Origin of the sequence: Streptomyces ochraceiscleroticus, assembly GCF_000720485.1 — a bacterium.
GTDB classification, from domain to species: domain Bacteria; phylum Actinomycetota; class Actinomycetes; order Streptomycetales; family Streptomycetaceae; genus Streptomyces; species Streptomyces ochraceiscleroticus.
In genome coordinates, this window is record NZ_JOAX01000016.1 from 23,199 (window position 1) to 44,091 (window position 20,893).

A 20,893-nucleotide genomic window follows, 5' to 3' on the forward strand; every position below is an offset into this window, starting at 1 on the left:
GCTGCCCGGAGTGCCGGGTTGCGAGCCCTGCATCGCCCGCGGTCACGAGCCCTTCAGATCGAAGGTCGCCGAGCTCACGGACGCGCGGCGCTCCGGTACGCGGAGTACGCCCGCGCCCAGTATCAGCCCCAGAGCCAGCACCGTGACCAGCACGAAGGAGCCGGTCAGCGAGGTGGCCTGGGCGATCGAGCCGATCGCGGAGGGCGCGATCAGGCCCGAGGTGTACGTGATCGTCGCGACGCCCGCGATGGCCTGGCTCGGCGCCGGGCCGCTGCGGCCCGCCGCCGCGAACGCCAGCGGCACGACCACCGCGATGCCCAGCCCGATCAGTGCGAAGCCCGCCACCGCCATGGCCGGGTGCTGCGCCGCGATGATCAGCAGCCCGCCCGCCGTGGCCAGCACGCCGCTCGTCCGTACCGTGCGCACCGCTCCGAAGCGTGCCACCACGTGGTCGCCGGCCAGCCGGGCGGCCGCCATCGTGCAGGCGAACGCGGTCGTCGAGCCGGCCGCGAGCCCCGCCGACGTGCCCAGCACGTCCCGCAGGTACACCGCCGACCAGTCCAGGCTCGCGCCCTCGGCGAACACCGCGCAGAACCCGACCGCGCCGATGATCAGCGCGGACTTCGGGGGCAGCGCGAACCGCGGCGGCGGGTGCTCGTCGGGGGCGCTGCGCAGGTCCAGTACGCCCTGGCAGAAGACCGCGCCCAGCACGGTCAGCACGCCCGCGGCGAGCGCGAGATGGAGGCGGGCGTCGGTACCGGTGTGCGCCGCGACCGTGCCGGCCGCCGAGCCGAGCAGCGCGCCCACGCTCCACATGCCGTGCAGCCCGGACATGATCGGCCGGTCCAGGCGGTTCTCGGTCTCCACACCGAGCGCGTTCATCGCCACGTCCGACATCCCGGCCGTCGCGCCGTAGACCAGCAGCGCGCCGCAGAGCGTGTACAGGTTCGGGGAGAGGGCGGGCAGCGTCAGGGCCAGCGTCCACAGGGCGAGCAGGCCGCGCAGCGCCGTACGGGCGCCGAAGCGGTGGCTGATCCGCCCGGCCAGCGGCATCGCCAGGGACGCGCCGATCGCCGGGAACGCGAGCGCGAGTCCGAGCTGTCCGGCGCTGACGCCGGTGTGCTCCTGGATCCAGGGGACGCGGGTGGCGAAGTTGCCGGTCACCGAGCCGTGTACGAGGAAGACCAGCGCCACCGACCAGCGGGCGCGGCGCAGTTGGCGGGGGAGCGCGGACGGGTCGGAATCACCGTTGGCGGGCATGGCCGTCAAACTAGCAGGGACCCTGCCTATTAATCTCCGATTATTCGCGGCGCGTGTGCTCTGGAAGGATTCGGCCATGCCTGACACCTCCGCGCGCACCGGCCGTACGGCATCCCGTACCGCGTCGCCGCGCACCGCGCGGGCCATCAATGACCGCATCGCCCTTCAACTTCTGGAAGCCGAGGGCCCGCTGACGGCCCATCAGCTCAAGGTGCGGACCGGGCTGTCCCGGCCCACGGTGGCCGACCTCGTCGACCGGCTGCGGGCCGCCGGGCTGATCACGGTCGTCGGCGAGACGGGCGCCGACCGCCGCGGCCCCAACGCCCGGCTCTACGGCATCGTCGCCGACCGCGCCCACCTCGCCGGCATCGACGTCCGCACGCACGGCGTCACCGTCGCCGTCGCCGACCTGCTCGGCACCGTCCGCGCGCAGGAGTCCGTACCGGTCGCCGAGGGCGCGGCCCCGGAGGACGCGGTGACCGGCGTGTACGCCGCGCTGGACCGGGCGCTGGCGCGCGCCGGCGGGGTCCGTCCGCACACCGTCGCGGTCGGCGCCCCCGGCCTCGTCGACCCCGCCACCGGACGGCTGACCGGCACCGGAACGCTGCCCTCCTGGCACGGCGCGCTGGTCGCCGGGCTGCGCGAGCGCCTCGAAGCGCCGCTGCTCCTGGAGAACGAGGTCAACCTCGCGGCCATCGCCGAATGCCGGGACGGCGCGGCCCGCGACCGCGACACCTTCGTCCTCCTGTGGCTGGGCCACGGCGTGGGCGCCGCGGTGTTCCTGGACGGCCGGCTCCGCCGCGGCGCCTCCGGCGGCACCGGCGAGATCGGCTTCCTGCCCGTGCCCGGCACGCCGGCGCTGCCCACCGCCGCGGGCTGCGACGGCGGCTTCCACGCCCTCGCCGCCTCCCCGGCGATCGTGGAACTCGCGGCGGAGTACGGCTTCGCCCCCGCGCACACCGAAGGCGGTACGGACGCCCCGCCCGCCGAACACGTCGTCCGCGCGGCCGTGGCCGCCGGACCGGCCGGCGCCGGCTTCCTCGACGCGCTCGCGCGGCGCGTCACCGTCGGCGTGGCCGCGGTGGCCGCCGTGCTCGACCCCGGCTGTGTCGTGCTCGGCGGCGAGATCGGCCGGGCCGGCGGCGAGGCGCTGGCCACCCGGGTGGCCACGTACACGGCCCGCATGTCGCCCCTGTACACCGAGGTCCGCGCGGGCACGGTGGGCGGCGGCGCCGTGCTCCGCGGTGCCGTGCTCGCCGCCAAGGACGCGGCCCAGGACGACCTCTTCACCCCGGACGACGCGGCGCACTGACGGACGACGCGGCGCACCGGCGAACGGCGGGACGCGCTGACGAACGGCGGGACGCAGGGACGGTCACCGCGTCGGCGGGTCCGACGCGTCCCCCGGCCACGGAGCCTGCGGCCACGGAGACGCGTCGCCGGCCCACCGGGCCAGCAGGCGGTTCAGCACCGTGAGGGACAGCGGCTTGGCCAGATGGGCGTCGAATCCGGAGCCGGCCGACCGGTCGCGGTCGGCCCGCCGGCTGAAGCCGGAGACGGCGATCAGCCGGGTGCGGTCGGCCGGGAACTCCGCGCGCAGCCGGCCGGCGAGGTCATGGCCGTGGATGTCGGGGAGCGCCAGATCGCTCAGGACCAGGTCGAAGGGGGCGGCGTGGGCTGCGGCCAGGCCCTCGCGCCCGGTGTGGCAGACCGTCACATGATCGCCGCACCGCTCCAGCAGGGTGCGGTAGGTGGCCGCCAGGTCGGCGTTGTCCTCGATGACCAGCACGCGCAGCGGCGGGCGGCTGACGGCCGCGGCCGGCGCACCGGACCGGGGGACGGGCGCGGGGGAGGCCAGCGGCAGCCGGATGCGGAAGTGCGCGCCGCTGCCGGGGCCGTCGCTGTGCGCCCGTACGGTACCGCCGTGCAGTTCGGCGATGCCGCGGACGATCGGCAGGCCGAGCCCGAGCCCGCCGGAGGTGGTGTCGGCGGCCGGGGCGGCGCGGACGAAGGCGCCGAAGAGGGCGTCGGCGGTGGCCGGGTCGAACCCGATGCCGTCGTCGCGCACGGTCAGCACCGCGTGGCCGGCCTCGGCGGCACCGGAGCCGGCCACCGTCTCCAGCTCCAGTTCCACCGTGCCGTTCGGCCGGGTGTACTTGCAGCCGTTGCTGAGCAGGTTGGCGGTCATCTGCGCGAGCCGTACCCGGTCCCCCTCGACGGGCACCGGACCGGACGGCACGACGACCAGCAGCCTGCGCCGCGTCCGGGCGTACTCGGACAGCATGTCCTCGGCGGCGGTGGTGACCACGGAGCACAGGTCGAGCCGCTCGCTGGCCAGGTGCAGCCGGCCGGTCAGCGCCCTGGTCGCGTCCAGCAGGTCGTCCGTCATCCGCGCCATGTGCGTGATCTGCCGTTCCAGAACGGCCAGTGCCGGGTGCGCGGCGTCGGGGGCGTCCAGGGCGAGCAGTTCACCGGCGGCCCGGAGCGCGGCCAGGGGGTTGCGCAGTTCGTGCGAGAGGGTGGCGATGAAGCGGTCCTTGGCCTCCTGCTGCTCGCGCAGCGCCACACCCGCCGTGGTCAGCGCCTCGTTGGCCTGCCGCAGCCGCTGGTTCGCCTCCTGGACCTCGCGGCTGCGGGCGAACAGTTCGCTCTCCATCCGTTCGGCGCGCTCCTGTTGTGCGGCGGCGGCCCGCCGCTCCCGCTGCCCCGCGCGCCGCAGCCGCACGAACTCGGTGACGTCCTCGACCCGGTGGACGATGTGCGTGAGCCTGCCGTCGCCGTCCAGGACGGGGGAGTTGACCGGACTCCAGTACCGCTCCTCGAAGGCGCCGTCCGTGCCGTCCGGGATGTCGTAGCGCTGCAGTGCCATGGTGTCGGGCCGGCCGGTGGCCAGCACGGTGCGCAGGGAGTGGGCCAGGTTCCGGACGCCGTCCGCCGCCGGGTTGCCCGGGTTGTCGGGGAAGACCTCGAACACCGGGCGGCCGAGGATGGCCTGCCGCTCGGTGTGAGTGGCCGCCAGATACGCCCGGTTGACCTCGACGATGCGCAGCTCGGGGTCCAGGACCAGGTACGGCGACGGCGCCGCGTCGAACAGTGCGTGGTAGTCGGGTGCGGTGCCGGAGCGGCGCGCGGTGCCGTCCTGGTTCGGGCCCGGGGTCATGGCACTTCACCTCGTCGTGGGTGCGGGATCGTGGGTGCGGAGGAGTCAGTCGTACGGTTCGGTCGCCAGGTCCAGGCGGTAGCCGAAGCCGCGCACCGTCGTGATCCTTGGCGCCCCGACACCGGCGGCCATGAGCTTGCGCCGTACGCGGTAGACGTGTTCGGTGACGGTCGCCGGGTCCTGCCAGTCGGCGCCGTCCCACAGCCGGCCCATCAGATGGCCGGAGGAGAAGGTCTGTCCGGGGGAGGCCGCGAGGAACTCCAGCAACGCGTACTCGCGCGGCGTAAAGGCGATCGGGCCGCCCACGCTGCGCACCTGCCGGGCGCCGGTGTCCACGATGAGGTCGCCCAGCCGGAGGACCGGCCGTCTCCCGGCGCTCCGCCGGTCCCGAGGAGCCGCCGCCCGGCGCAGCACGGCCCGGATGCGGGCGGCCAGTTCCCGCTGCGAGAACGGCTTGACCATGTAGTCGTCGGCGCCCAGCTCCAGTCCGAGTATCCGGTCGGTCTCCTCACCGCGCGCGGTAACGATGATCACCGGTGGGCCGCCGGCGTCGTGCGCACCGCGCAGCAGGTCCAGGCCGTTGCCGTCCGGCAGCCCCAGGTCCAGTACCACCAGATCGACCGGTTCGGCGCGCAGCACCGCCCGCCCCGACCGGGCGTCGGGCGCGCTCACCACGGCGAAGCCCTCGCGTTCCAGGTGTGCCCGCTCCATCGCGACGAGGTCGGGCTCGTCCTCGATGAGCGCGATCACCGGCCGTCGTTCGGTCGGGGCGCGGGCCGCTGCGGCGCCGGCGGCGCCGCTGTCCCGGGGAGGTCCGAAAAGTGACGGCAACGGTGGTCCCGCGAGGTCGACAGAGTTGATAGGGCGTTGAGCCGGCGTGCAGGAGGCGGCCAGCCGGCCGCGATATCACTGGAACACCGGACGCGAAAGTGCTGTCCATCGCAGCATCCCACGACGAGGAGAAAGGGGGCACCGTGAAGCGTCGATTCGGACGGGCGCGGGCCGGGCCGACTGCTGGTGGCGTGCTGCCACCACCACCTCGGACACCGCCCTCCCGGACACCGCCCCTGCCAAGGACCTCCGATGTCTGACCCCATGGGAGCGCCGTACGGTGAGCACGAACACGCCTTCGTCCGGGGCCTGCTGAGCCTGATGCAGGTGCACGCCGACACCGTGCCCGGCGCGCTGCCCCGACGCCTGGTCGCGCACTGCCTCGCGCTGCTGCCCGTCGATTCCGCGGGCGTCCTGCTCATCGCCCCCGCGGCCCCGAAGGGCCGCAAGCGCAGCGGTACCGGCGGTGCCATCGAAGTGGCCGCCAGCTCCCACGAGACGCTCCGGGGCATGGAGGCGTACCAGATCGGCACCGCGCAGGGCCCGTGCATCGAGGCCCTGCGCACCGGCCGTCCGCACCACGTCGCGGACTTCACCGCCCACCGCTCCCGCTGGCCCGGACTCGCCCTGCGGGCGACGGCCGCCGGCTACCGGGCCATGTGGGCCGAACCTCTGCACCACGATGATCATGCCGTCGGGGTTCTCAACCTCTACCGCCGGGCTACCGGGGCGCTGGATCCGCGGGACCAGGAGCGCGCCCGGGCCCTGGCCCGGGCGGCCACCACCGGCCTGCTGCTGCAACGGAAGCTCGACGACCGCCGGCTACGGATCGACCAACTCCAGCAGGCCCTCTCCACGCGTATCCCGATCGAACAGGCCAAGGGCATCCTCGCCGGCCGGCTCGCGCTCTCGCCGGACGCCGCCTTCGAGATGCTGCGCACCCATGCCCGCGCACACCAGATGCGCGTGCACGACCTCGCCCGCGTCCTCGTCGACGACCCCACCGGGCCCTGGCCGCCGCCGAACGGGCATCGGCCGTGAACCGGCGGGCGGCCGGCCCCTCAGCCGCCCGTGGTGTCGCCGCTCCGTACCACCCGGACGCCCGGGACCCGGCCGCCGCGCTCCGCCAGGAAGTCCGTATAGCGGAGCTTGCCGGTCGCCTGGTCCGGGGCGAGGTTGCCGCCCGCCCGGAGGGCCCGGTACGTGGCGCCGGGCACGCGCACCGGCAGCGTGAGGCGGCGGCGCTCGCCGGCCTGCAGGGTGCGGTCGACCAGTTCGCGGGCGGTGAGGATCTCCGGGCCGCCCATGTCCGGGACCTGCCCGGCCGGCTCGCCGTACGCCAGCTCCACCAGCCGCGCGCCCACCTCACGGACGTCGACGGGCTGGATCCGTATGCCCGCCGGGACCGGCAGCACCGGCGACCGCGCGCCGGCCTTCACCAGTTGCAGCACCAGATCGTGGAACTGCGTCGTGCGCAGTACGGTCCACGGCACGTCCGACTCCGCCAGCAGCCGCTCGACCTCGTGCTTGGTGCGGTAGTAGCGCAGGGGCACACGGTCCACGCCGACGATGGAGATATAGACGAGATGGCCTACGCCGGCCGTCCGCGCCGCATCCACCAATTGGCCCGCCGAATCCAGGTCGCCGCCGGACGGCGTCGAGGCGCAGTGCACGATCACCTCCACGCCGGACACCGCGGCGGCGAGCCCCACGCCGTTGCGCAGATCGACGGCGTACGAGTGCAGCCGCGGGTTTTCCGTGCGGGTGTGCGGCCGGCGGCTGAGTACCCGCACGGTGTGCCCGTCGGCCAGCAGCCGGTCCACCACCACTCGCCCGAGGGTCCCCGTGCCGCCGGTCACCAGAAACGTCGTCATCGCCCGCTCCTCCCGGAGACTGTCCTGTCATGCGACCGCGCCGGGCGCGGTCTGTCACCGTAAGAACTCCCCAGGAACGCGCGGAGAACTCCGGGTGGGCCGTGCGTACACATCCCGCCACCCAGTGTGAGTCAGCCCACAGGTGCGCGCCCGCATGGCAGACGATCAGACGTGGCAGACTGGAGGGGTACTGACATACGCAGCGCACTCCGGGGTCGGTGAAAGTCCGAACCGGCGGTAATAGTCCGCGACCCGTCCGCAGCCAGCGGCCGGTTGAGCAGGTGAAATTCCTGCACCGACGGTTAAAGTCCGGATGGGAGGCAGTGCGCGGCGGGCGAGCAGCATCGGTGCACCGCCGTCGGCGGTCCCGTCCTGAGGGGCGGGATCTTCTGTCCGGCCCGGTGATCGTGTTGTTCCGTACCGCTTCTGTCGCTCGCGACAGCCCCGGAGTCCGTGCCTGAAGAGGCAGGAGGACCCGGTGGCCGCGACAGCCCCCGCTGAGACCACGGCGATGCGCCGAGCCATCGAGCTCGCCGCCCGCGGCCTCGGGCACACGAGCCCCAATCCCGCCGTCGGCTGTGTCGTCCTCGACGCCTCCGGGCAGCTCGTCGGGGAGGGCTGGCACCAGCGGGCCGGCGGCCCGCACGCAGAGGTCCACGCACTGGAAGCGGCCGGTGGGCGGGCCCGCGGCGGTACCGCGCTGGTCACCCTGGAGCCCTGCAACCACACCGGCCGTACCGGCCCCTGCGCCCAGGCCCTCATCGACGCCGGGATCGCCCGCGTCGTCTACGCCGTACCGGACCCGAACCCCACCGCGACCGGCGGCGCCGTCACGCTCCGCGCGGCCGGCGTCGACGTCGAGGGCGGGCTGCTGGCCGACGAGGCCGCCGCCGGGAACGAAGCCTGGCTGACCTCCGTACTGCGCCGCCGCCCCTTCGTGCTGTGGAAGTACGCGGCCACGCTGGACGGCCGGATCGCGGCCGCCGACGGCACCAGCCGGTGGATCACCTCGCCGCAGTCCCGCGCCGACGTGCACCGGCTGCGCGCCCTGGCCGACGCCGTGATCGTCGGCTCCGGCACCGCACGCGCGGACGACCCGCAGCTCGGCGCGCGGCTGCCGGACACCGAGGTCACCCAGCCGCTGCGGGTCGTCGTCGACTCCTCCGCCACGGCCGTCAAGCCCGGCGCCCGGATCCTGGACGGTACGGCCCCGACCCTGATCGCGGTCGCCGAGGACGCCGACGCGACCCACCTCGAAGGGCTCGCGCCCATCGTCCGGCTGCCTCGCGCCGCGGACGGCCCGGGCCTGGACGTACCGGCCCTGCTCGGCGCGCTGTACGAGCGCGGCGTCCGCTCCGTGCTGCTCGAAGGCGGCCCGACCCTCGCCGGGGCCTTCGTCGCCGCCCGCGTCGTCGACAAGGTCGTCGGCTATCTCGCCCCCACACTGCTCGGCGCCGGCCCGGCCGCGCTGGGCGACGCCGGAATCACCACCATCGCCCGGGCGTTGCGCCTCGACGTGACCGACACCGAACGGCTCGGCCCCGACCTGCGCATCACCGCCACCCCCGCCCTCCACGAGGAGAACTGAAGTGTTCACCGGAATCGTCGAAGAACTGGGTGAGGTCGTCTCCGTCGAGGAGCTGACCGATGCCTCCCGTTTCCGACTGCGCGGGCCGCTCGTCACCGAGGGCGCGAAGCACGGCGACTCCATCGCGGTCAACGGCGTGTGTCTGACCGTCGTGACGACCGAGAACGGTGAATTCACCGCCGATGTGATGGCCGAGACGCTCAAGCGTTCCAGCCTGGGCGCGCTGGAGAAGGGCTCCCGGGTCAACCTGGAGCGCCCGATGGCGCTCGGCGGGCGGCTCGGCGGGCACCTCGTCCAGGGACATGTGGACGGCACCGGCACGGTCGCCGAGCGCACCCCCGGTGAGCACTGGGAGATCGTGAAGATCGCGCTCCCGGACGGCATGGCCCGCTACGTCGTCGAGAAGGGCTCGATCACCGTCGACGGGGTCTCGCTCACCGTCGTCGAGGCGGGCGCGGACTACTTCACCATCAGCCTCATCCCGACCACCCTGGACCTCACCACGCTCGGCATCAAGCAGGTCGGCGACCCGGTGAACCTGGAGGTCGACGTCCTTGCCAAGTACGTCGAGCGGCTGCTCGGCCACGACGGTGCGGGGGCCGCGCGATGACCGCACTGACCTGGCTGAACGGCGAGGCGTTCACCGCCTTCGGCCAGCACGTCATCTGGACCGACATGATCGGCAACACCGTCGGCCTGATAGCCCTGGCCCTCGGCTGGCGGCGGTCCATATGGACCTGGCCCGCGCAGTTCCTCTCCGGCGTCATCCTCGTCGCCGCGTACGCCTCCGCGCAGCTCGCCGGCGGCGTCGGCAAGCAGGTGCTGGTCATCGGCGTCGCCCTGTGGGGCTGGCGGCAGTGGCAGCGCGGCCGGCAGCAGGCCCAGGACGGCACGATCGCCGTCCGCTTCGCCTCCTGGCGCGAGCGCGGCGCCCTGATCGCGGGCACCGCCGTCGGCACCCTCGCCGTCGGCTTCCTCTTCACCCAGATCCCCCAGCTGTCCTGGAACCCCTGGCCGGACGCCTACATCTTCGTCGGCACGCTCGCCGCGATGGTGGCCCAGGCCCGCGGCCTGGTCGAGTTCTGGTTCGCATGGCTGCTGGTCGACGTGGTCGGCGTCCCGCTGGCCTTCAGCAGCGGCCTGGCCTTCTCGGGCCTGGTCTACGTCGTCTACTTCGGTCTCGTCCTGTGGGGCCTGCGCGACTGGTGGCTGCGCTCCCGTACGAGTACGCAGCCCGTCCTGGAAGGAGCGGCGGCATGACCGCACAGCAGAACTGGTACGAAGGTCCCGACGCGATCGACCTCACGCTCGACCCCGTCGAGCGGGCCATCGCGGACATCGCCGCCGGCCGCCCCGTCGTGGTCGTCGACGACGAGAGCCGGGAGAACGAGGGCGACCTCGTCCTGGCCGCCGAGAAGGCCACCCCCGAGATCATCGCGTTCATGATGAGCGAGTGCCGCGGCCTGATCTGCGCGCCCATGGAGGGCCCGGAGCTGGACCGGCTCGAACTGCCGCAGATGGTCCAGAACAACACCGAGTCGATGCAGACGGCCTTCACCGTCTCCGTGGACGCCACCGCCGAGCACGGCGTGTCCACCGGCATCTCCGCCGCCGACCGCGCCACCACCCTGCGCCTGCTGGCCTCCGGCGAGACCACCCCCGGCGACTTCGTCCGCCCCGGCCACATCTTCCCGCTGCGCGCCAAGCCCGGCGGCGTGCTCGTCCGCAACGGCCACACCGAGGCCGGCGTGGACCTCGCCCGGCTCGCCGGGCTGCGCCCCGCCGCCGCGATCGTGGAGATCGCCGGCGAGGACGGCACGATGCTGCGGCTGCCCGAGCTGATCCCGTTCGCCCGCAAGCACGGCCTCGCGATCATCTCCATCGAGGACCTGATCGCCTACCGCCGCAGCTCCGAGCCGACCGTCCGCCGCGAGGCCGAGACGAAGCTGCCCACCGCCTTCGGCGACTTCACCGCCTACGGCTACCGCTCCACCGTCGACGGCGTCGAGCACATCGCGCTGGTCGCGGGCGACCTCGGCGACGGCGAGGACGTCCTCGTCCGGGTCCACTCCGAGTGCCTGACCGGCGACATCTTCCACTCGCTGCGCTGCGACTGCGGCCCCCAGCTCGAGGAGTCCCTCAAGCGGATCAGCGAGGCGGGCCGCGGCGTGGTGATCTACCTGCGCGGCCACGAGGGGCGCGGCATCGGGCTGCTGTCCAAGCTGCGCGCCTACGAGCTCCAGGAGCGCGGCCGGGACACCCTGGACGCCAACCTGGAGCTGGGGCTGCCCGCCGATGCCCGGGACTACGCGGCCGGCGCGCAGATCCTCAACGACCTCGGCGTGCGCTCGCTGCGCCTGCTGACCAACAACCCCGAGAAGACCGCGGCCCTGGTCGAGCACGGTCTGTACGTCACCGGCCGGGAGCCGATGCCGGTCCAGGCCGGCGAGCACAACCTGCGGTACCTGCGTACCAAGCGCGACCGGATGGGCCACGACCTGCCGTGGCTGGACCCGGCGGACCGCGCCTCGGCCTGCAGCACCCAGTAAGAAACTCCGTACCCCGACGTACCCCCGACAACGACAGCAAGTAGCACGAGGAGCAACGTGAGCGGCAAGGGCGCACCCGAACTGTCCGTGAAGAACTGTGGCGACCTCCGGGTGGCCGTCATCGCGGCCCAGTGGCACACCCAGGTCATGGACGGCCTGGTGAACGGCGCGCTGCGCGCGCTGACCGAGCTGGGCATCGACGAGCCGACCCTGCTGCGCGTCCCGGGCAGCTTCGAGCTCCCGGTCGTCGCCAAGGTGCTCGCGGGCCGCGGGTACGACGCGGTGGTCGCGCTCGGCGTGGTCATCCGCGGCGGCACCCCGCACTTCGAGTACGTCTGCCAGGGCGTCACCCAGGGCCTGACCCAGGTCTCCATCGACACCGGAGTGCCCATCGGCTTCGGCGTGCTGACCTGTGACGACGAGCAGCAGGCGCTGGACCGCGCGGGCCTCGAGGGCTCCAACGAGGACAAGGGCCACGAGGCGGTCACCGCCGCCGTCGCCACCGCCGCCACGCTCCGTTCAGTATCCGAACCCTGGCGCTGACCGGGGCCGGGCGACCGCTAGGGTGGGTATCACCATGTCCAAGAAGACGTTCGAGGAGCTCTTCGCCGAGCTCCAGCAGAAGGCCGCCACCGGCGACCCCGCCACCTCGCGCACCGCCGAGCTGGTCCAGTCCGGCGTCCATGCGATCGGCAAGAAGGTCGTCGAAGAGGCCGCCGAGGTGTGGATGGCCGCGGAGTACGAATCCCACGACGCCGCCGCCGAGGAGATCTCCCAGCTCCTCTACCACCTCCAGGTGATGATGGTCGCCAAGGGCATCAGCCTTGACGACGTCTACGCCCACCTCTGATCCGCATCACACCCCGCTCACCCTCTCCCTCGTACAAAGGAAGCTCTCTCATGCTGCGCATCGCCGTCCCCAACAAGGGTTCACTGTCCGAGCCTGCGTCGGCGATGCTCCATGAGGCCGGCTACCGCCAGCGCAAGGACCGCAGGGAGCTGGTCCTGGTCGACGCCGACAACGAGGTCGAGTTCTTCTTCCTGCGCCCCCGCGACATCGCGGTCTACGTGGGCTCCGGCAAGCTCGACATCGGCATCACCGGGCGTGACCTGCTGCTGGACTCCGGGTCGGAGGCCGAGGAGATCATGCAGCTCGGCTTCGCCGGCTCGACGTTCCGCTACGCGACCCTGCCGGGTACCGCCAAGGACGTCAGCGAGTTCGGCGGCATGACCATCGCCTCCTCCTTCTCCGGTCTGGTCAAGCAGCACCTCGCGGACAACGGCGTGGAAGCCTCGGTCGTCCACCTCGACGGCGCGGTGGAGACCGCCATCCAGCTCGGCGTCGCCCAGATCATCGCGGACGTGGTCGAGACCGGTACGACGCTGCGCAACGCCGGCCTGGAGATCATCGGCGAGCCGATCCTCAAGTCCGAGGCGGTCGTGATCCGCCGCAAGGGCGCCCCCGCCGACGACCCGAAGGTGCAGCAGTTCCTCCGCCGTATGCAGGGCGTCCTGGTGGCCCGCCGGTACGTGATGATGGACTACGACATCCGCGTCGACCAGGTCGAGAAGGCCGTGGCCCTCACCCCGGGCCTGGAGTCGCCGACCGTCTCCCCGCTGCACCACGAAGGCTGGGTCGCGGTCCGCTCGATGGTCCCCTCCAAGGACGCCCAGCGCATCATGGACGAGCTCTACGACCTCGGTGCCCGCGCGATCCTGACGACCGGCATCCACGCCTGCCGCCTCTGAATCGCCCACCGGGCCGTACGTACCGCCATACGGCGTACGTACGGCCCGTCCAGCCATCCCCGCCACGGAAGACGACGACGTGTCCGCGCCTCTGCCCGATCTCCCGGTGACCTTCCGGCCCGCCCGCACCCGTGCCGTCCTGTACGTCGTCGGCATCGCCCAGCTCGTGGCCCTCACAGTCGTCGCGTTCCTGCTCCCGGCCCTCAGCGGCGGCGAGCGGATCAGCTTCGTCTTCACCGGGCTGCTCGTGCTGGCCGTCCTGCTGCTGCTCGCGCGGCCCAAGGTCGTCGCCACCGGGCACGGCGTCACCGTCGTCAACCTCACGACCAAGCGCGAGCTGGCCTGGGCCGAAGTCGTGCGGGTGAACCTCCGCGTCGGCGACGCCTGGGTCCACCTCGACCTCGCCGACGGCACCAGTCTGCCCGCCATGGGCATCCAGCCCGGCATCGCCAAGGAGCAGGCCGTGCAGGACGCCCGTACGCTGCGGGCACTGGCCGAGGCGCACGGCACCGGCGACCACGCCGGCTGAGCGCTTCCGCCCCCGCACGGGTCCGGCCGGGCCGCGCGGTGCGGCGTACCGCACGTCCGTCGGCTCTCCCCTCGCCGTGCCCGGCCTGATTACTCTGTAGCCCAGGGCCGAGCCGTGCCCCGCCCCCTTCGTGGGACCCTGCGACCCGAGGAGTGACTCCTTCCAGCAATGGACGGATCGTCCTGTAGTACCTGCGCCGCCCCTTCCGGACGCCGCCCGCACCCCGCGGCCGTCCCGTGCACGACGGAGGCGGCGGCATGACAGTCCCCCTGCTGCTGCTCGCCGCGGCCTTTGTGCTGATCCTGGCGAACGGCTTCTTCGTGGCCGCGGAGTTCGGCCTCGTCACCGTGGAGAAGGCAGCCGCCGAGCGGGCCGCCGAGGCCGGTGACCGCCGCGCCCGTACGGTCGTCACCGCGCTGCGCGAGCTGTCCTTCCAGCTCTCCGGCACCCAACTGGGCATCACCATCACCTCGCTGGTGGTCGGCATGCTCGCCGAGCCGGCCCTCGCCGACCTGCTCGGCGGGCCGCTGGCGGCCACCGGGCTGCCCGCCGGCGCGGTGCCCGGCATCGCCGTGGTCATCGGCATGCTGCTGGCCTCCGCCGTCCAGATGGTGATCGGCGAGCTGGTCCCCAAGAACTGGGCGGTCTCCAAGCCGCTCACGGTGGCCCGCTTCGTCGCGGGCCCGCAGGGCGCCTTCTCGCGCTTCTTCCGCCCGGTCATCGCGCTGCTCAACACCGTGGCCAACCGCCTCGTACGGGCCCTCGGCGTCGAGCCCACCGACGAGCTGGCCTCCGCCCGCACGCCCGGCGAACTGGTCTCGCTGGCCCGGCACTCCGCGCAGGCCGGCGCCATCGAGCAGGACACCGCCGACCTGTTCGTCCGCACCCTCGCGCTCGGCGAGCTGACCGCGGAGAACGTGATGACCCCGCGGGTACGGGTCTCCGCGCTGCAGTCCTCCGCGACCGCCGAGGACGTCCTGAACCTCACCCGCGCCACGGGCCTCTCCCGTTTCCCCGTCTACCACACCCGGATCGACGAGGTCGTGGGCATGGTCCACCTCAAGGACGCGCTCGCCGTACCCGCGGCCGAACGGCTGCGTACCCCCGTCGGCCGGATAGCGGTCGCCCCGCTGCTGGTCCCGGAGTCGCTGCCCGTCCAGCCGCTGCTGGAGCGGCTGCGCAGCGAGCAGCCGATAGCCGTGGTCGTCGACGAGTACGGCGGCACGGCCGGCGTGGTGACCCTGGAGGACATCATCGAGGAGCTGGTCGGCGAGGTCCGCGACGAGCACGACCACGCCGACCTGCCGGAGCTGGTACTCGCGCCCGCCGAGGACGGCCATTCCGCCTGGGACGCCGACGGCGGCTGCCGCGTCGACACGCTCCGCCGCATCGGACTGATCGCGCCGGACGGCCCGTACGAGACCGTGGCCGGACTGGTCGCCCACGTGCTCGGCCGGATCCCCGCCTCCGGGGACATCGCCGAGCTGGACGGCTGGCGGCTGCGGGTGCGGCTGGTCGACCACCACCGTGCCGACCGGGTGCGCCTGATACGGACCGGGGCGCCGCAGGGCGCTGTGGCCGCGCAGGCCGGCGAGCGGGCAGGTGTCCGATGAGCGTGCTGCAACTGTTCGTCGCCGCCCTGCTGGTGCTCGCCAACGGCTTCTTCGTCGGCGCGGAGTTCGCGCTGGTCTCCGTACGCCGCAGCCAGATCGAGCCGCTCGCCTCCGAGGGCTCGAAGCGGGCGAAGCGGGTGCTGTACGGGCTGGAGAACCTCCCGCAGATGATGGCCGCCGCGCAGTTCGGCATCACCGTCTGCTCGCTGACGCTGGGCGCGGTCGCCGAGCCGACCGTGGCCCGGCTGCTGGAGCCGCTCTTCCACGCCGTGCACCTCCCCGAAGCGCTGATCCACCCGCTGGGTTACGCCATCGCCCTGGCCCTCGTGGTCTTTCTGCACCTGGTCATCGGCGAGATGGTGCCGAAGAACCTCGCGATGGCCGCGCCGGAGAAGACCGCCCTGTGGTTCAGCCCGGGCCTGGTCGTCTTCGCCCGGATGTGCCGCCCGGTGACCGCCCTGCTGGGCGCCTGCGCCCGCGGCATTCTGCGGCTCTTCCGCGTGGAGCCCAAGGACGAGGTCGAGGCGGTGTTCACCACCGAGCAGCTCACCCACCTCGTGGCGGACGCGGGCCAGGCCGGACTGCTGGACCCGGGGGAGCAGGAGCGCCTCTCCGACGCCCTGGAGCTGGGCCGCCGCCCGGTCACCGATGTACTGATCGACCGCGCGGCCCTGGTCACCGTCGATCCGTCCGTCACGCCCCGGCAGGTCGAGGAGCTGACCGTGAAGACGGGCTTCTCGCGCTTCCCGGTGTCCGCGCCGGGCGGTGCCTACATGGGCTATCTGCACGTCAAGGACGTACTGGACCTGGAGGACCGGGACCGTGCGGTGCCGCAGCACATCTGGCACCCGATGACCACGCTGCGCGCCGAACTCCCGCTGGACGACGCGCTCACCGCGATGCGCCGGGCCGCCTCGCACCTCGCGGCGGTCTCCGACGGCGCGGGCCGGGTGCTCGGCCTGGTCGCGCTGGAGGACGTACTGGAGAAGCTGGTCGGTGAGGTACGCGACCCCGCCCACCGCGGCGAGATCGCACCGGCGCACATCGCCGAGCCGCGCGGGGCCGGGGATCTCCAGTCGGGAGACCGGGCGCTGGCGGGCTGACTGCCTTGACGGGAGAGCGGGGCGGCCCGGGCCTGCGGCCCTACGGCCCCAGGTCCGGCGCCGGCCCCCGCCCCGACAGCACCTCGCCGTACGCCTGCATCAGATCCGGCAGCCGCAGCGTCGAGAGATCCTCGCGCCCCGGCGTGCCCGACCAGGTCGAGAGCCGCAGGTCGCGGTAGGCACAGCTCTTCTCGTACAGCGTGCGCAGGAAGCGGCCGTTGCCCAGCTCGTCGATCCATCCCTGGTCCACGACGTGCCCGCTGATGCTGCGCAGCTCGTCCAGCGACTCCTCGTCCCAGCGGTCGCCGTTGTCGGCCGCCAGCACCTCGCCGATGGCCGTCAGCTCCAGCGGGCGGTAACTGGGGAAGTCCACGCGGGTGGTGAAGCGCGAGGAAAGGCCGGGATTCGCGGCCAATAGCCGGTCCATGCCCTCCGGATACCCGGCGAGGATCACCACCAGCCGGTCGCGGTTGTCCTCCGCACGCTTGAGCAGCACCTGCAGCGCCTCGTCGCCGTACGCGTCGCCCTTGGTGTAGCCGGAGTTGGAGAGGGAGTACGCCTCGTCGACGAAGAGCACGCCGCCCAGCGCCGAGTCGATCAGCTCGTTCGCCTTCACCGCCGTCTGGCCGAGGAACTCGCCCACCAGATCGGCCCGTTGGGCCTCCACGAGATGGTCGCCGCCCAGCAGCCCCAGCGCGTAGAAGACCCGGCCGAGTATCCGCGCCACGGTGGTCTTGCCGGTCCCCGAGGGGCCCGAGAAGACGAAGTGCCGTTTCGGCGGCTGTACGGGCAGGCCCTGCCCCGCCCGCAGCCGTGCCATCCGCAACTGCGCCGACAGCGCCCGCACCTGCCGCTTCACCGGCTCCAGGCCCACCATCCGCTCCAGCTCCTGGAGCGCCTGCTCCAGCAGGACGGGGTCGGCGGGCCCGGCCGGAAGCTGGTCGCCACCGCGCTGCTCCGGCACGCGCGTGGCGCGGACGGGACCCGCAGCGCCGGTGGACTGCGAGCCGAGCAGGTCCCCCTCCGGGCCCTCCGGATCGGCGGTGGCCAGCAGCTCCCGGCCGTCCACCGGATCCAGCGGCGCCAGCGGGTCCAGATCGCCGCCGTTCTCCTGCCCGAGCCCGGCCGGCACCGTGGCCAGGTCCGCGCCCTCCTCCAGGCCGTCGCACTCGGCGATGGCCGCGAGCCGGGCCGCGGTGTCCATGAAGGCCGGATCCACGCGGTGGACGGCGCGATACAGGGGGAGCGCCGCGGCGCTGCGGCCCGTGCCCTCGTGCGCGCGCGCCAGCCAGTACCGCAGTTCCTTGCGCTGTGGCTGCTCGCTGCGGCAGCGCATCAGGGCGGCCGACAGCAGCGGTTCGGCCTGTCCGTACATCTCCAGCCGGACCCGCGCCATGCCGCCGAACAGTCCCGCCTCGATGCCCAGCAGCGGGTCGTCGATCAGCGGCTCGGTGTGCCGCACGAGCTGATCCCAGTCCTTGACCAGGTAGGCGCGGCAGGCGTGCAGGAAACGCACCTGCGGGTCGGCCTCGACCGGCGGGCAGCCGGCCAGTGCCTGGTCCAGCTCGGCGACATGCCGGCCGTCCAGCCAGTGCGAGGCGTGCGCGAGCAGCAGATCGCGGCCGGACTCCAGCACCGGCTGCACCCACCAGCCCAGCCAGTACCAGGAGTTCAGGGTGCGGCGGTGGCGGGCGCGCTGCTCGCCGAAGCGGTCGCGGTGCCGGTACATCCGCAGCAGCGCTGTGGTGGTGTCGGCGCGCAGCGCGTGCAGCCCGAGCCAGGCGTCCGCCATCGAGGGGTCGATCCGCACCGCGGCCCGGAACTCCTCCTCGGCCTGCGCGTACGCGCCCATGGTGTACGCGTCGACCGCGCGCAGCCAGGCGAGTTCGGCCGGGGCCGCCGTGCCCTGCGCGCCACAATCCATCCTGTCCCCCACAAATGATCCCCCGCGCCGTGCCCGCCGGGTGACTACCCGGCAGCGGCATGATCGAAGCAGCGTGCTGTGGACGGGATCTGCACGCCGTCGCGCGCCCGTCGGCTCGTGTCCTCGGGTGGCACGAACTGGCATCGTACCTGCGGTGGCGAGGCGGGCCGAAGAGGGGCGCAGGAGGGAAGCGGGGACTCGGCGGCGCGAAGGGGCCGGTGACCGAGGGTGAGGGAGATGCGGCGCGAAGCGCGGAAAATCAGGAGCTGAGGGCAGAACGAAGCCCCCGATCACGGGGGAACAACCGGGGGCTTCGCGACTGCGGGCGGTCCGTCAGAACCGCACATTGAGAACGTAAGACCTGTACGGCCCCCAGGTCAAGCGGAGTTGAGGCACTCGGCGGGAGCCCGTCGGCCGTCCCCGGCGCACCGGGCTCCATGCGTCACCGAGAGTGAAGGAATGGGGGAGTCAACGCGCGTCCACCGGTCCCTCATGCCACTCGTAGCCCACCTGCCCCTGCGTCACCAGGAGGTCCGCATACGGCCGAGAGGGATCCGCCGCGAAGTGCGCGCGCTCCGCCGGAATCCAGCCATCCCAGAAGGCGGTGAGTGCCGGCCCGTCCCTCCGCCGCCCGCGTGACCAGGCGGTCTCGCCGGGCAGTTCCATCCACAGCAGGCACGCCAGATACGGGCGGAGCGCGCTGCGGCCCGCTCCGACGCCTTCCAGAAGCACGACGGGAGCGGGCGCCAGCGTGCGCTCCCCTGTGAAGCTCCGGCGCACCCAGTCGTACACGCCGTACCGCGCGTTCCTCCCTTCGGAGAGCGGCCCGATCACCTGTTCCTGCAGCCGCCCGGTCCACGCGAAGAGCTCGTCGTGCGTCGCGAGGTCGTCGAGGTGGAGGACGGGGGCGGCGGGGCCGGTGTCATTGCAGGGGCCGCCCGCCGCCTCGCCGCCAGCCGCCGACTCATGGCCCGCCGTTGTCGTCCCGCCGCCCAGCGCCGCCGCCAGCCGCCCCGCGAACGTGCTCTTCCCCGACCCCGCGTGCCCGTCCACCGCGACCAGCCGCACCGGGCCGCACGACGGCGGCAGTGCGCGCAGACGCGTGGCGAGCGCGGTCAGGTCCTGATCCATGGCGCCTTCCATCACGCCAGCGTACGACAGTGGTCCAGGCCAATATTCGGCGCGCGACGCGCGTCGAACCGCTGGCCGAATGGCGTCCCGTGCGGAGATAGTTGAGCCACGACTGCCGTGACGCTCATCCCGCACCCGACTGGGGGACATGAAGCCCATGACCAGATACGCGCCCCGCCGCACCGTGCTGGCCGCCGCCCTCGCCGTCGCCGCCGGCGCCGCGACCCCCTTGCCCGCGCACGCCGCGAGCCGCTCCGGGACCCCCGACCCCGACGACTCCACAGCCGACCACCCCGCCGCCGCCTCGCTCGTGGACTACCGCGGCTGGACCTCCGTGGGCGACTGGCTCGCGGGCTCGGGGCACGGCACCCGCATCGACCCCGCCGCCCGCCCCGGCGTGCAGATCGCGGTCCCGATCGGCACCATCGACTACCGCGACCCGCACACCAAGAAGACCTCCACCTGGGAGTACGCGACCTGGACCTCGCCGGTCCACAAGCCGAAGGTCCCCGCCACGGAGATCATCGCGTCCTGGAACGCGCACACCCCGGCCGGCACCTGGATCGCCATCGAGCTGCGCGGCATGTACTCGGACAAGACCCGTACTCCGTGGTACGTCATGGGCCGCTGGGCCGCGGGCGACCAGGACATCCGCCGTACGTCCGTGGACGACCAGACCGACGACAAGAGCACGGTCTACACCGACACGCTCTCCGTCGACAGCCCGGCGTCCGGCCTCCGCATCGCCTCGTACGAGCTCCGCCTCACCCTGTACCGCAAGCCCGGTACGGACCTCTCTCCCACGGTGTGGCGTGTGGGCGCCATGGGCTCCGACATCCCCGACCGCTTCACGGTCCCGGCCTCCAAGCCGGGCATCGCCAGGGGCCGGGAACTCGCGGTGCCGCGGTACTCCCAGGAGATCCACAAGGGCCAGTACCCCGAGTACGACAACGGGGGAGAGGCGTGGTGCAGCCCGACCTCCTCCCAGATGATCATCGAGTCCTGGGGCCGCCGGCCCACCCCCGAGGACCTGGCCTGGGTCAACCCCGCCTACACCGACCCCCAGGTCTGCCACGCGGCCCGCTACACCTTCGACTACCAGTACGAAGGCTGCGGCAACTGGCCCTTCAATGCCGCCTACGCCGCGACGTACCACGACCTCCAGGGCGTCGTGACGCGCCTGAACTCCCTCACGGACGTCGAGAAGCTCATCCACGTCGGCATCCCCGTCATCACCTCCCAGTCCTTCATCGCCTCGGAACTGGACGGCGCGGGCTACGGCACGGCGGGCCACCTGATGACGGTCATCGGCTTCACCCAGTCCGGCGACATCATCGCCAACGACCCCAACTCCCCGACCAACGTCGCCGTCCGCCACGTCTACAACCGCCGCCAGTGGGAGAACATCTGGCTCCGCACCAAGCGCAAGGACGCCAGCGGTGCCGTGAAGTCGGGGACCGGCGGCGTGTGTTACCTCTACTTCCCGGCCAAGCCGACGCCGACCCAGCGCCGCGTGCTGAGCGAGCTGGGGATCTGCCCGTAGCCGGTGACCCCGGCTCCAGCGGCAGGCAGTCCCCGAAGG

At 73.0% G+C, this 20,893-nt stretch carries 19 protein-coding genes and 1 riboswitch; of the genes, 13 read left to right on the forward strand and 6 right to left on the reverse strand.

What is annotated here, in order from left to right; all coding sequences use genetic code 11:
- Positions 1-42 precede the first annotated feature (42 nt).
- Positions 43-1,260, reverse strand: coding sequence for an MFS transporter (locus tag IG84_RS0120480; RefSeq protein WP_031059176.1), 1,218 nt, complete (start codon positions 1,258-1,260; stop codon positions 43-45).
- Between the two features lie 76 nt (positions 1,261-1,336).
- On the opposite strand from IG84_RS0120480, the gene IG84_RS0120485 reads away from it, so the two are divergent.
- Positions 1,337-2,572, forward strand: a complete 1,236-nt coding sequence (locus IG84_RS0120485) for an ROK family transcriptional regulator (RefSeq protein ID WP_031059177.1) — start codon at positions 1,337-1,339, stop codon at positions 2,570-2,572.
- A 63-nt stretch (positions 2,573-2,635) separates the two neighbouring features.
- On the opposite strand, the gene IG84_RS0120490 is transcribed toward IG84_RS0120485, so the two are convergent.
- Both IG84_RS0120490 and IG84_RS0120495 read right to left on the reverse strand, forming a co-directional pair.
- The gene (locus IG84_RS0120490; protein WP_051862091.1) at positions 2,636-4,420 is read right to left on the reverse strand and encodes an ATP-binding protein; all 1,785 of its coding nucleotides are present in this window, start codon (positions 4,418-4,420) and stop codon (positions 2,636-2,638) included.
- 45 nt (positions 4,421-4,465) lie between these two features.
- Entirely contained in the window at positions 4,466-5,170 is a 705-nt protein-coding gene (locus tag IG84_RS0120495) for a response regulator transcription factor (RefSeq protein WP_031059179.1), read from the reverse strand.
- 333 nt (positions 5,171-5,503) lie between these two features.
- Between IG84_RS0120495 and IG84_RS0120500 the strand changes: the two genes are divergently transcribed.
- Positions 5,504-6,292: a GAF and ANTAR domain-containing protein gene (locus tag IG84_RS0120500; protein WP_078649116.1), complete on the forward strand. Its 789-nt coding sequence runs from the start codon at positions 5,504-5,506 to the stop codon at positions 6,290-6,292.
- Positions 6,293-6,312: 20 nt separating this feature from the next.
- Here the strand turns inward: IG84_RS0120500 and IG84_RS0120505 are convergent, their stop codons facing one another.
- A complete protein-coding gene (locus IG84_RS0120505) occupies positions 6,313-7,125 on the reverse strand; it encodes an SDR family oxidoreductase (protein ID WP_051862093.1) in 813 nt (270 codons plus the stop codon).
- A 200-nt stretch (positions 7,126-7,325) separates the two neighbouring features.
- Positions 7,326-7,456: riboswitch (FMN riboswitch) on the forward strand.
- A 180-nt stretch (positions 7,457-7,636) separates the two neighbouring features.
- On the opposite strand from IG84_RS0120505, the gene ribD reads away from it, so the two are divergent.
- From ribD to IG84_RS0120555, 10 genes are all read left to right on the forward strand, one after another.
- A complete protein-coding gene (ribD, locus tag IG84_RS0120510) occupies positions 7,637-8,713 on the forward strand; it encodes a bifunctional diaminohydroxyphosphoribosylaminopyrimidine deaminase/5-amino-6-(5-phosphoribosylamino)uracil reductase RibD (protein ID WP_031059187.1) in 1,077 nt (358 codons plus the stop codon).
- Between the two features lies 1 nt (position 8,714).
- Entirely contained in the window at positions 8,715-9,323 is a 609-nt protein-coding gene (locus IG84_RS0120515) for a riboflavin synthase (RefSeq protein ID WP_031059189.1), read from the forward strand.
- Complete coding sequence (locus tag IG84_RS0120520; protein WP_031059191.1) at positions 9,320-9,973, forward strand: nicotinamide mononucleotide transporter family protein; 654 nt, start codon at positions 9,320-9,322, stop codon at positions 9,971-9,973. The genes IG84_RS0120515 and IG84_RS0120520 overlap by 4 nt, the downstream gene beginning before the upstream one ends.
- On the forward strand, positions 9,970-11,262 hold the full coding sequence (locus IG84_RS0120525; RefSeq protein ID WP_031059193.1) for a bifunctional 3,4-dihydroxy-2-butanone-4-phosphate synthase/GTP cyclohydrolase II: 1,293 nt from the start codon (positions 9,970-9,972) through the stop codon (positions 11,260-11,262). The genes IG84_RS0120520 and IG84_RS0120525 overlap by 4 nt, the downstream gene beginning before the upstream one ends.
- 57 nt (positions 11,263-11,319) lie before the next feature.
- The gene (ribH, locus tag IG84_RS0120530; RefSeq protein ID WP_031059195.1) at positions 11,320-11,805 is read left to right on the forward strand and encodes a 6,7-dimethyl-8-ribityllumazine synthase; all 486 of its coding nucleotides are present in this window, start codon (positions 11,320-11,322) and stop codon (positions 11,803-11,805) included.
- 34 nt (positions 11,806-11,839) lie between these two features.
- Positions 11,840-12,112 (forward strand): phosphoribosyl-ATP diphosphatase, encoded by a 273-nt coding sequence (locus tag IG84_RS0120535; RefSeq protein WP_030251465.1) that lies wholly within the window; start codon positions 11,840-11,842, stop codon positions 12,110-12,112.
- 50 nt (positions 12,113-12,162) lie between these two features.
- Entirely contained in the window at positions 12,163-13,011 is an 849-nt protein-coding gene (gene hisG, locus IG84_RS0120540) for an ATP phosphoribosyltransferase (protein WP_031059197.1), read from the forward strand.
- A gap of 79 nt (positions 13,012-13,090) precedes the next feature.
- Positions 13,091-13,540 carry a PH domain-containing protein gene (locus tag IG84_RS0120545; protein ID WP_031059198.1) on the forward strand — a complete coding sequence of 150 codons (450 nt, stop codon included), beginning with the start codon at positions 13,091-13,093 and terminating at the stop codon, positions 13,538-13,540.
- A 257-nt stretch (positions 13,541-13,797) separates the two neighbouring features.
- Complete coding sequence (locus tag IG84_RS0120550) at positions 13,798-15,153, forward strand: hemolysin family protein (protein ID WP_031059200.1); 1,356 nt, start codon at positions 13,798-13,800, stop codon at positions 15,151-15,153.
- Positions 15,150-16,256, forward strand: coding sequence for a hemolysin family protein (locus IG84_RS0120555; protein ID WP_031059202.1), 1,107 nt, complete (start codon positions 15,150-15,152; stop codon positions 16,254-16,256). Before IG84_RS0120550 ends, IG84_RS0120555 begins: the two co-directional genes overlap by 4 nt.
- Before the next feature lie 40 nt (positions 16,257-16,296).
- Here the strand turns inward: IG84_RS0120555 and IG84_RS0120560 are convergent, their stop codons facing one another.
- Both IG84_RS0120560 and IG84_RS0120565 read right to left on the reverse strand, forming a co-directional pair.
- The gene (locus tag IG84_RS0120560; protein ID WP_031059204.1) at positions 16,297-18,180 is read right to left on the reverse strand and encodes an AAA family ATPase; all 1,884 of its coding nucleotides are present in this window, start codon (positions 18,178-18,180) and stop codon (positions 16,297-16,299) included.
- A 468-nt stretch (positions 18,181-18,648) separates the two neighbouring features.
- Positions 18,649-19,323 carry a uridine kinase family protein gene (locus IG84_RS0120565; RefSeq protein WP_382467480.1) on the reverse strand — a complete coding sequence of 225 codons (675 nt, stop codon included), beginning with the start codon at positions 19,321-19,323 and terminating at the stop codon, positions 18,649-18,651.
- A gap of 145 nt (positions 19,324-19,468) precedes the next feature.
- Here IG84_RS0120565 and IG84_RS0120570 point away from each other — a divergent pair, with 145 nt between their 5' ends.
- Positions 19,469-20,854 (forward strand): peptidase C39 family protein, encoded by a 1,386-nt coding sequence (locus IG84_RS0120570; protein ID WP_031059209.1) that lies wholly within the window; start codon positions 19,469-19,471, stop codon positions 20,852-20,854.
- Positions 20,855-20,893: the final 39 nt, after the last annotated feature.

What these genes read in the sequence shown, in the direction of transcription:
- IG84_RS0120480 (WP_031059176.1), bottom strand. Translation starts at nt 1,260, where the DNA reads ATGCCCGCCAACGGTGATTCCGACCCGTCCGCGCTCCCCCGCCAACTG.
- IG84_RS0120485 (WP_031059177.1), top strand. Translation starts at nt 1,337, where the DNA reads ATGCCTGACACCTCCGCGCGCACCGGCCGTACGGCATCCCGTACCGCG.
- IG84_RS0120490 (WP_051862091.1), bottom strand. Translation starts at nt 4,420, where the DNA reads ATGACCCCGGGCCCGAACCAGGACGGCACCGCGCGCCGCTCCGGCACC.
- IG84_RS0120500 (WP_078649116.1), top strand. Translation starts at nt 5,504, where the DNA reads ATGTCTGACCCCATGGGAGCGCCGTACGGTGAGCACGAACACGCCTTC.
- IG84_RS0120505 (WP_051862093.1), bottom strand. Translation starts at nt 7,125, where the DNA reads ATGACGACGTTTCTGGTGACCGGCGGCACGGGGACCCTCGGGCGAGTG.
- ribD (WP_031059187.1), top strand. Translation starts at nt 7,637, where the DNA reads ATGCGCCGAGCCATCGAGCTCGCCGCCCGCGGCCTCGGGCACACGAGC.
- IG84_RS0120520 (WP_031059191.1), top strand. Translation starts at nt 9,320, where the DNA reads ATGACCGCACTGACCTGGCTGAACGGCGAGGCGTTCACCGCCTTCGGC.
- IG84_RS0120525 (WP_031059193.1), top strand. Translation starts at nt 9,970, where the DNA reads ATGACCGCACAGCAGAACTGGTACGAAGGTCCCGACGCGATCGACCTC.
- IG84_RS0120535 (WP_030251465.1), top strand. Translation starts at nt 11,840, where the DNA reads ATGTCCAAGAAGACGTTCGAGGAGCTCTTCGCCGAGCTCCAGCAGAAG.
- hisG (WP_031059197.1), top strand. Translation starts at nt 12,163, where the DNA reads ATGCTGCGCATCGCCGTCCCCAACAAGGGTTCACTGTCCGAGCCTGCG.
- IG84_RS0120550 (WP_031059200.1), top strand. Translation starts at nt 13,798, where the DNA reads ATGACAGTCCCCCTGCTGCTGCTCGCCGCGGCCTTTGTGCTGATCCTG.
- IG84_RS0120555 (WP_031059202.1), top strand. Translation starts at nt 15,150, where the DNA reads ATGAGCGTGCTGCAACTGTTCGTCGCCGCCCTGCTGGTGCTCGCCAAC.
- IG84_RS0120560 (WP_031059204.1), bottom strand. Translation starts at nt 18,180, where the DNA reads ATGGATTGTGGCGCGCAGGGCACGGCGGCCCCGGCCGAACTCGCCTGG.
- IG84_RS0120565 (WP_382467480.1), bottom strand. Translation starts at nt 19,323, where the DNA reads ATGGAAGGCGCCATGGATCAGGACCTGACCGCGCTCGCCACGCGTCTG.
- IG84_RS0120570 (WP_031059209.1), top strand. Translation starts at nt 19,469, where the DNA reads ATGACCAGATACGCGCCCCGCCGCACCGTGCTGGCCGCCGCCCTCGCC.